The sequence below is a fragment of the Streptococcus sp. NLN64 genome (genome assembly GCF_015831295.1).
Taxonomy (GTDB): domain Bacteria; phylum Bacillota; class Bacilli; order Lactobacillales; family Streptococcaceae; genus Streptococcus.
In genome coordinates, this window is record NZ_JADXDQ010000071.1 from 1 (window position 1) to 8,342 (window position 8,342).

The following is an 8,342-nucleotide window of genomic DNA, read 5'->3' on the forward strand; positions in this document are numbered from 1 at the left end:
CCATCTTTATTTATAGAAAAGCTTGATCGTTCATAAAAATCATCAGAACTGCAATTGTTTATTGCTTGTTTCTGATGATTTTTTTGATAGTTACGCAAAGATATTCAGGGTATGAATAATTCGGGTTCTTCTATTCGCTTCTGATTCCTACCAACTGTGTCTACGTAATACCCTCTACACCAGAATTTTCTATTGCCATATCGATATTTGAGATTGGCATGTCTATCAAATATCATTAAACTGCTCTTTCCTTTAAGATATCCTATAAACGATGAAACACTTAATTTTGGTGGAATACTTACCAACATATGAATATGATCCTTACAAGCTTCTGCCTCATGAATTATTACACCTTTTCGTTCACATAATTCTCGTAGTATTTGTCCAATACTTGCTTTGTATTTTCCATAAATAATTTGTCTACGATATTTCGGAGCAAAAACTATGTGGTACTTACAATTCCATGTGGTATGTGCTAAACTATTATTTATTGTCCTGTTTCATCAGGGGGACTCCTTTCATGTTATGATATGTGGTCGGGAAAACATATCTAATATAACATCTTAAGGTCTTTTTTAATACACCGCTTAAAGCTCTTTTGAACCACTAGCACAGCTAGTGGTTTTCAGATACCAAAAAAGAAATAGCCCCTCGAAAGGAGCTATTTCCGGAGATTATTATGAAAAAGAAAAGTTTTAGGAGTCAAATTAAGAGTTCTTCTTAACTTGTGACTCTAGTATAACCTGCTCACCTTAAAGCAACCTTAAGGTTCATTTTTTATTCCCATTCAATTTCAACTGGCAGACAGGCACTCCCTCATCATTTATAGTCCAAACAGGAAGAAAAAACTGGGGGACCGATAAAATAGGAGTGGATACATAGGATAAGGTTGGTTCCCAGTCTTCCATGCTTAGACCTCTCTTGCTCTACTCCTTCAACCTTACAAAATTCCTAAATCCTGAATCGCCGATAAGCTGGAAATTTCCTGACTATCGGGATGAGCTAGAAAATTGATCGAATGAATGCCAGCGGCGAGTGCAGCTTCAATATCCAGAAGACGATCGCCAATATAGTAAGTCTGATGCGGGTCCAATTTATACTTGTCCATCAAATAATAGAGGGCCTCCGGATCCGGTTTACGCGCGAAGCCATCGCTAGCCGTCACCACTTCTCTAAAATAGGAAGCCAAATCCAGTCTGTCTAAGAGCGGGTGGGCTTCCTCATCCTTGTGGGTAAAAACAAACTGCTCAATCCCTTGCTGGTCCGCCCACTCTAAGATTTCCCTAGCCCCTGGAAAGAGGCGAATTTCCCCACTGAATTGCGGTAAAGCCTTTTGGTAGAGAGGTTTCAAATTTTTCCCATCAGCTTTTTCAATTTTTTCAAAAAAATATTTAACAGAGGTAGCCAGTATCTGCTGGCGAATCGCCTCCTTGTCAAAAGGGTATTCCGTGTCTGCCAAGGCCTGGCCAATAGCTGCCAGAATGGCTTCATAAGAATCCAAAAGTGTCCCGTCCAAATCCCAAATAAAAGCTGTCATGCCTGCTCCTTTCTATAAGCACGGTAGTGACGTCTGAGCCACCACCAGCGAAAACCGTTGTCAACCAAGGTGCCAATCCAAATTCCACTTAAGCCCCAGCCCAGAAAATGTCCGAGGAAGGCACCAAATCCAATGCGCAAGACCCACATGCCGATGCTAGTCGCGTAAAAAGGCAACTTGGCATTGCCCAAACCCTGCCATAAGCTCGTATAAATCAAAGTTCCTGCAGTCATCGGGCTTCCTAAGAACGCAAACAGTAAGACTGTTTGACTAGCCGCAACCACTTGAGCATCACTATTATACAGTTGCGTCAAAGGCTGACCAAAAAGATAAAAAGCCAAGCCAATCGGAAGCATTAAGGCTAGCGTCCAGCCATACAAACGCGAAACTAAGGCATCAACCTGCTCCCAGTCCTCCTGCCCCCGAGCTTGAGCGACCAAAATAACTCCTGCAGTCGCCAGACCCAAAGCCGGCATCGCAGGAAAGGGAATCAAGGTTTCCCCAATGGCATTCCCTGCAACCACTTCAGTCCCAAAAGAAACCACTAACACCATGAGAAGAAAATCGCCGAGCCGCATCATCAGACGTTCCCCCGCCGCTGGGAGGGCAAAACTCACCAAGCTCCAATCCCAAGACCAGCGCCGTCCCAAGAGAGGGAAGGGCACCCGCCACCAAAGGTAAAGAGCCCCCAGAAAGCGTGACAGAGCAGTCCCCAAGGCGACCCCCATCAAGCCCCAACCCAGACCATATAAAAAAGCCGTAGACAACAGAACATTCAACAGATTGGCCAGCAAACTAACCCACATCGGCTCCTGAGGCCGTCCCCAGGTTCGGAGAATTGCACCAAGGCTCATCATTAACCCTTGGAAAACAATGGTACCTCCGACCAAAGCAAGGTAAAGACCACCAGCCTCCACAACTGTCGAGTCCGTCCCCATCCAAGAAAGAATCCTTGGTCCCAGGAAAATGGATAACAAACCCAAGACCAAAGCCAAGCAGACCGTCAAGCCCAAGCCTGAGCGCGCCAAGTCCTCAGCCTGTTTCTCTTCCTGTTCTGACCGAGCCTTGGCTACAAAACTCGATAAAGTCGCTACCAGAGCCAAAAACAAGGCCTGGTAAATAGCCAAAACACTGGAAGCCAAGGAAACACCTGAAATAGCCATCAAGCCCAGACTAGCCACCAAATAGGCATCCACAACTCCCATGATCATCTGTAAAAAATTCTCAAACATAGCTGGCAAGGCCAAGTCAAAAATTTGCCGATTCACCTTCTTCATATCACTAGTATAACAAAAGCGGCTGGGGTTTGGACCCCAGCCTTCTTACTAGACTTCAAAAATGAAAATCCATGCCTTAGTTACAAGTGATTTTCTATCATTTCAGCCTTACGGTTTTGTTGGTGCATCCTGAGCCTTCTTCAAGGCATCCCGGACAGTCTTGGCATAGAGTTCACTACCTTGGGTAATGCTGTCGGATTCCGATCCAAAGTGGACATCATCCGTACCATACCAGATTTGCGGATTGTCTACGGCTGTCTGGTACCAGTCTGCAACCAACACATAGTCATATTGATCCGCCAGTTTGATCATATAATCCCGAGTCCGGTTGGCGATGGCATTGGGATTATCCAAAACACGTCCATCATAAGGGGTTACCAAGATCAAGCGATGGCCAGTCGGTAGGTTTTCAACCATCTGGTCGAGCTGGTCAAAGTAATCGTTGACCTCATTAACTCCGAGTGCCATGATGACATCTGTGACCAGGGTGCCATTTTTAGCAGCCTTTTTCAGCATTTTATTCCCGTCAATCAAGTTCCGAGATACTGCCGCATCCATGTCCAAACCCGGAATATCCTTGTTCAGCCAGTCACTAGCCCGGAGGGCCACAGAATCCCCGATCAGGCTTGCTCCATCAGCCACAGCATCCGGATTCTCCGTTCGAATACGGGTAGAACGCATTTGCTGACTGGCTTGTTGCAGGCTATTTCCCACTAGATTGGCCTCAAAGCTCCCAATACTTGGGCTCGTAACCACCCCGATAACCCAAGTTGTTGCCAATAGGAGCGGAAGCATAAGCCCTTTCCATCCCAGGCTGGGAAGCACTACGGGCGTACCTAAAACCTTCGGACGTTTCCCTTGAAGGATTGGTTCCAATAAATAAAAAGAAAAAGAAGCCAAAATAAGGGAAAATAGAATGGTTAGAGAAACAGCTAAACCATGCCCCATCCATTCGGAAAAAATCAGATAAAGGGGCCAATGAAAGAGGTAGACCCCGTAAGAGGTGCTAGCTAAGAAGTCGAACAGTCGCGGTTCCTTGATGCTCGTCTTCTCATGCAGGATACGGGTCGCTAGAATCATCAGCCCAGCCAAAAGAGAGGCAGCAAAAAGACCGATGGCATAAGTCCAAAGTGACTCAAAGGTCAGGAAGCGGGCCAGGACAAGCGAAAGGGTCAAGGCTCCTAAATACACAAGCAAGGTCTTGCCCAGACTCCACTTCCGAACCAAACTCCGCAGCAACATTCCTTGTTGCTGCAAGCCTGTCAAGGCTGCAAGGCTAGATCCCACAAAGAAGGGAAAGCTGTGCGATAGCGTTGAAAAGTAGAGGTTGGAAACATTGTCCGTCGTGAAGGTTCCAATCAGCATGCTGATGTAGGAAACCAAGAGAAAACCAGTCGAAACTAAAAAGACCTGACTCTTAAAGCGACGAATATCCTTGGACCCACGCGCCACTATGGCCAAGACCAAGGCCCAAACAATATAGTAATGGGCTTCCAAGGCCAAACTCCAGGTATGCAAAAAGAGATGGGGAATGAACTGACTTTCATAGCTAGCTCCCAACAGCATCTCATAGAAATTGGTCACAAAACCCAGAGCCGCAGCTGTCTGAGTTCCAATATCCACCCGAAAATCGGCCTTGACAAAGAGCATTAGCGGCGCCACTACCAAAATCATCAGCACCAGTGGTGGCACAATCCGGTAGAGTCGGCGTCTAAAATAAGACACCAAATCAATCTTTTTCCTTTTCCCAACTTCCTCAATTAATAAGGCTGTAATCAGAAAACCGGAGAAGACAAAGAAGATATCCACCCCAATGAAACCACCTGGTAACTGGTCCTTATAAAAATGATAAATCAGGACAAAGAGGAGTCCTGTTATCCGAATCAGGGAGAACCATTTAATTCTCATTTTGGTAAATTCCTTGCTTAAATGTTCCAGTATAGGCGACCTTATCCTCTGTTACCAGCTCCCCTTTTCCATCTGGTTTTCCATTAGCAAATTGGCCTGTATAGCGCCAACCATCCTTTGAGGTAAAGGTCCCTTGACCTTGAAAGGCTCCATTTTCAAACTCACCTTCATAGACATCTCCATTTTCATAGGTAGCCTTACCTTGGCCAGTCATTTTTCCCCGAACCAGGGTTCCTTCGTAAATAATCTTGCCATCATTGAGGCTGACTTTCCCCTTCATTGGGATTCCAGATACAAAAACCCAGACCGCACATAGGAGGATAACTGCTCCAGCCATGAGTTCAAAAGTGGACCGTTTCCAACGGATGCCTTTAGAAAGGGATTTTTTTTCAGTTTGTTTCTTTTCTTTTTCCTGTTTTGCCATCGCTACTCTCCTACTTTTTCAATCCATTCTCGACAGCCTTGGCGAACCAAGCGATAGGTCTCCTCGAAATCTCCCGTGTACCAGGGATCTGGGACTTCCCCATCAATCAAGGGATGAATCTTATCCAAGGCTTCTTGCGGAGCCATGGCCCGCAAATCTTCCAGGTTCGATTGATCCATGGCTAGGATTAAATCCGCTTCCCGGAAATCTGCTGGTGAAATCTGCTGGGATTGTTTGGAGACATCGTAAGGAATCTCATATTTCTGAAGAATTGCTTGTGTTCCGCGGTGAATCGGATTGCCATGCTCCCAAGTCGAGGTAGCACGACTTTCCACATCCCAAACCGGCATTTCTTGTTTCATCACAAACTCTGCCATGGGACTGCGACAAATATTTCCTAAGCAAACCATAATCACTTTCATATCGTATACCTCCCCTCCATTATAACATATAAGGAAAGGGGAAATAAAAGAATTTCTGAAGCCCTCTGAAGTCCGCAACAGCTATTCAGCAAACAGGATTTAAATATTACATATCAATTTTTGTATATTTTTGTTAAAATGAATATAGGAAAGTTAGTCAAACCATTGTTCCAGTAGGACGATAGCTGTTGTATCAAAAATAATGGAGGAAGTAAATGATGGAAAAAAGAATATTGGCAAATACAACCACACGGTATGAGAAACTGCCTGCATGGCTAATGATCATTCTTGCCTGTTTAATGGTGGAGGTTTTCTTTTTCGGAGGTTCGATGATTGGGGTATTCCTCCTTGCCATCCTTTCAATGCCCTTCGTGATTGCCAATCTAAACAATCTGGATGCAGTATTGCAAGTATTTACTCATTTGTATGTCCAACTGGGTCTCTTTGCCTTCTCCGCTCTGACACTTTTTGCTTGGGTCAAGTGGTACGAGAAACGTCCAATCTCTAGTCTGGGATTTTTCAAGACCAATGTTCTTCTGGAGATTCTGAAAGGTTGGGGAGTAGGCATGCTGGTCTTCAGTTTTGCCTTTGGATTAAGCTATCTTTTTGGAGGTCTTGATTTCAATCGAGTCGATTTTTCAGGTGGGAATCTCCTTTTTGTCCTATCTACCATCCCATTTTGGTTTATCCAAGGCGGTACAGAGGAACTCCTTACCCGGGCTTGGCTTTTGCCCATTATCAACAAACGGTCCAATCTCGCTATCGCCATTGGGATTTCAAGTGGTCTTTTTGGAGTCATGCACTTAGCCAATAACCATGTGACTGTCTTGTCGATTTTGAGTATCGTCTTATCTGGGGTATTCATGGCCCTCTATATGCTGAAGACAGACAATATCTGGGGTGTTGCAGGTCTGCACGGTGCCTGGAATTTCACCCAAGGAAATATTTTCGGCGTAGCTGTCAGCGGTACCAGTACTGGTTCTTCTCTCTTTTCCTTTGCAATAAAACCGGAAGCAGCCGATTGGATTTCAGGTGGAGCATTTGGAACCGAGGGCAGCCTAATGGCCAGCATGGCCTTATTTCTTGGCATTGCCTATTTGGGCTTTCAATTAAAAAAAGAAAACTAATACTCGAAACAGTTCGAAATCTGAAATGAATTTTAATCCAGGAATTGTATTAAAATTTATAGGTCATGAAGCAAGCATCGCTTGTAATCAATCCGATGAAGATAGTTCAACAGGTCTGGGAGACCTGTTGAATATTATCGCTAAAGCGTGCAAGGCACGTAATCAAGGGGTTCGGCGAAGAGGATTAACACATTCAGATTTTGAAATGTAATGAGTATAACTCCACTCCAATCAACAAAGGCAAATCCCTTGTGGACCTGCCTTTGTTGATGTTCTATTGCTTTTATATGAAGGAAAAGAGCTCTACTTCGTCTCCGGTAAGGGATAACCCAAATGCTCATAAGCTTTAGCCGTGGCCTGTCGGCCGCTGCGGGTGCGGATGATAAAGCCTTGTTGAATCAGGTAAGGTTCGTACATATCTTCAACGGTTTCCCGTTCTTCTGCAATATTGACAGCGATGGTGGACAGGCCGACGGGACCTCCGTTGTAATGTTCAATCATGGTACGGAGAATTTTCTGATCCACATAATCCAAGCCTTCTTGATCCACGTCTAACATGGTCAAGGCTTGGTCAGTCATATCCCAATCAATAATCCCTTCCCCTTTAATTTGGGCAAAGTCCCGAACACGCTTGAGTAAGCGATTGGCAATTCGGGGAGTTCCCCGGCTGCGACGGGCCAGCTCAATGGCTGCTTCTGGTAAAATTTCAGTATCAAAAATAGCAGCCGTCCGTTCAACAATCTCTGTCAAATCAGGAAGGTCATAATACTCCATGTGGGCATTGATTCCAAAGCGAGCCCGCAAGGGATTGGATAGCATGCCTGCCCGTGTTGTTGCCCCAATGAGGGTAAAAGGAGGTAACTCCAAGTGAACCGAGCGGCTGGTCTCCCCGCTCCCAATCATAATGTCCACATAAAAATCCTCCATGGCACTATAGAGAATTTCCTCAACCGCCATGGGCATGCGGTGAATCTCATCGATAAAAAGGACATCCCCTGGCTCGAGGTCATTCAGGAGAGCCACCAAATCCCCTGCCTTCTCAATCACAGGCCCTGAAGTCTGTTTCAAATTCACCCCTAATTCATTGGCAATGACAAAAGCCATGGTCGTCTTCCCCAAACCGGGAGGACCAAAAAGCAGGGTATGGTCCAAGGACTCATCCCGTAATTTTGCCGCCTCAATAAAAATCTTTAACTGTTCCTTGACCTTTCCCTGGCCAACATACTCTTGAAAATTTTGCGGACGAAGACTGCCTTCAATCAGACTATCCTCTCCCATTTGTTCCATATCTACTAATCTAGTCATAGCCCTATTATATCAAAAAATCGAGCCTTGCTTTTTCTTGGAGTCACATGATTACCCCTTCCAAATTTATCAGATATAGACATGTAGATATATGCGGAAGGAATGAGAAAGACGGTCATTTCCTTTGTTTCCATATTGTATATAAGACTATATCCTTAAATCCTTGCAGAAGCTGGATTTCCTATGATAGAACAGGGAAGACCTCTCTGTAATGATTATACTCTTTTAGTTTATCTTTTATTACTGTGTTAGCTCGTCTTGCCGTACTTCAGTACTGTCTGCGACTCGCTGCCTTGTACTAAAAGCAAACTAAAACTCCAAGCAGGCTTCGCCTGCTAACTC

General features: G+C 44.9%; 7 protein-coding genes and 1 pseudogene. 1 reads left to right on the forward strand and 7 read right to left on the reverse strand.

The genetic code is table 11. The features are described 5' to 3' along the window. Window positions 1-128: 128 nt before the first annotated feature. The 6 genes and pseudogenes from tnpA to I2503_RS08535 form a co-directional block, all read right to left on the reverse strand. Window positions 129-491: pseudogene (gene tnpA / locus I2503_RS08510) on the reverse strand (IS200/IS605 family transposase); the annotation flags it as partial. Between the two features lie 449 nt (window positions 492-940). After that, window positions 941-1,537: an HAD-IA family hydrolase gene (locus I2503_RS08515; protein WP_196967679.1), complete on the reverse strand. Its 597-nt coding sequence runs from the start codon at window positions 1,535-1,537 to the stop codon at window positions 941-943. Then, window positions 1,534-2,814 carry an MATE family efflux transporter gene (locus I2503_RS08520; RefSeq protein ID WP_196967680.1) on the reverse strand — a complete coding sequence of 427 codons (1,281 nt, stop codon included), beginning with the start codon at window positions 2,812-2,814 and terminating at the stop codon, window positions 1,534-1,536. Before I2503_RS08520 ends, I2503_RS08515 begins: the two co-directional genes overlap by 4 nt. A gap of 108 nt (window positions 2,815-2,922) precedes the next feature. Further along, a complete protein-coding gene (locus I2503_RS08525) occupies window positions 2,923-4,722 on the reverse strand; it encodes an acyltransferase family protein (protein ID WP_196092374.1) in 1,800 nt (599 codons plus the stop codon). Beyond that, window positions 4,712-5,146: a hypothetical protein gene (locus I2503_RS08530; RefSeq protein ID WP_196092375.1), complete on the reverse strand. Its 435-nt coding sequence runs from the start codon at window positions 5,144-5,146 to the stop codon at window positions 4,712-4,714. The genes I2503_RS08525 and I2503_RS08530 overlap by 11 nt, the downstream gene beginning before the upstream one ends. Window positions 5,147-5,148: 2 nt before the next feature. Continuing rightward, window positions 5,149-5,568: a low molecular weight protein-tyrosine-phosphatase gene (locus I2503_RS08535; RefSeq protein WP_196092376.1), complete on the reverse strand. Its 420-nt coding sequence runs from the start codon at window positions 5,566-5,568 to the stop codon at window positions 5,149-5,151. Window positions 5,569-5,783: 215 nt separating this feature from the next. Here I2503_RS08535 and I2503_RS08540 point away from each other — a divergent pair, with 215 nt between their 5' ends. Then, a complete protein-coding gene (locus I2503_RS08540; protein ID WP_196092377.1) occupies window positions 5,784-6,695 on the forward strand; it encodes a type II CAAX endopeptidase family protein in 912 nt (303 codons plus the stop codon). A gap of 303 nt (window positions 6,696-6,998) precedes the next feature. Here I2503_RS08540 and ruvB read toward each other — a convergent pair whose 3' ends face one another. Next, window positions 6,999-8,000 (reverse strand): Holliday junction branch migration DNA helicase RuvB, encoded by a 1,002-nt coding sequence (ruvB, locus tag I2503_RS08545; protein ID WP_196092378.1) that lies wholly within the window; start codon window positions 7,998-8,000, stop codon window positions 6,999-7,001. Between the last annotated feature and the right edge of the window lie 342 nt (window positions 8,001-8,342).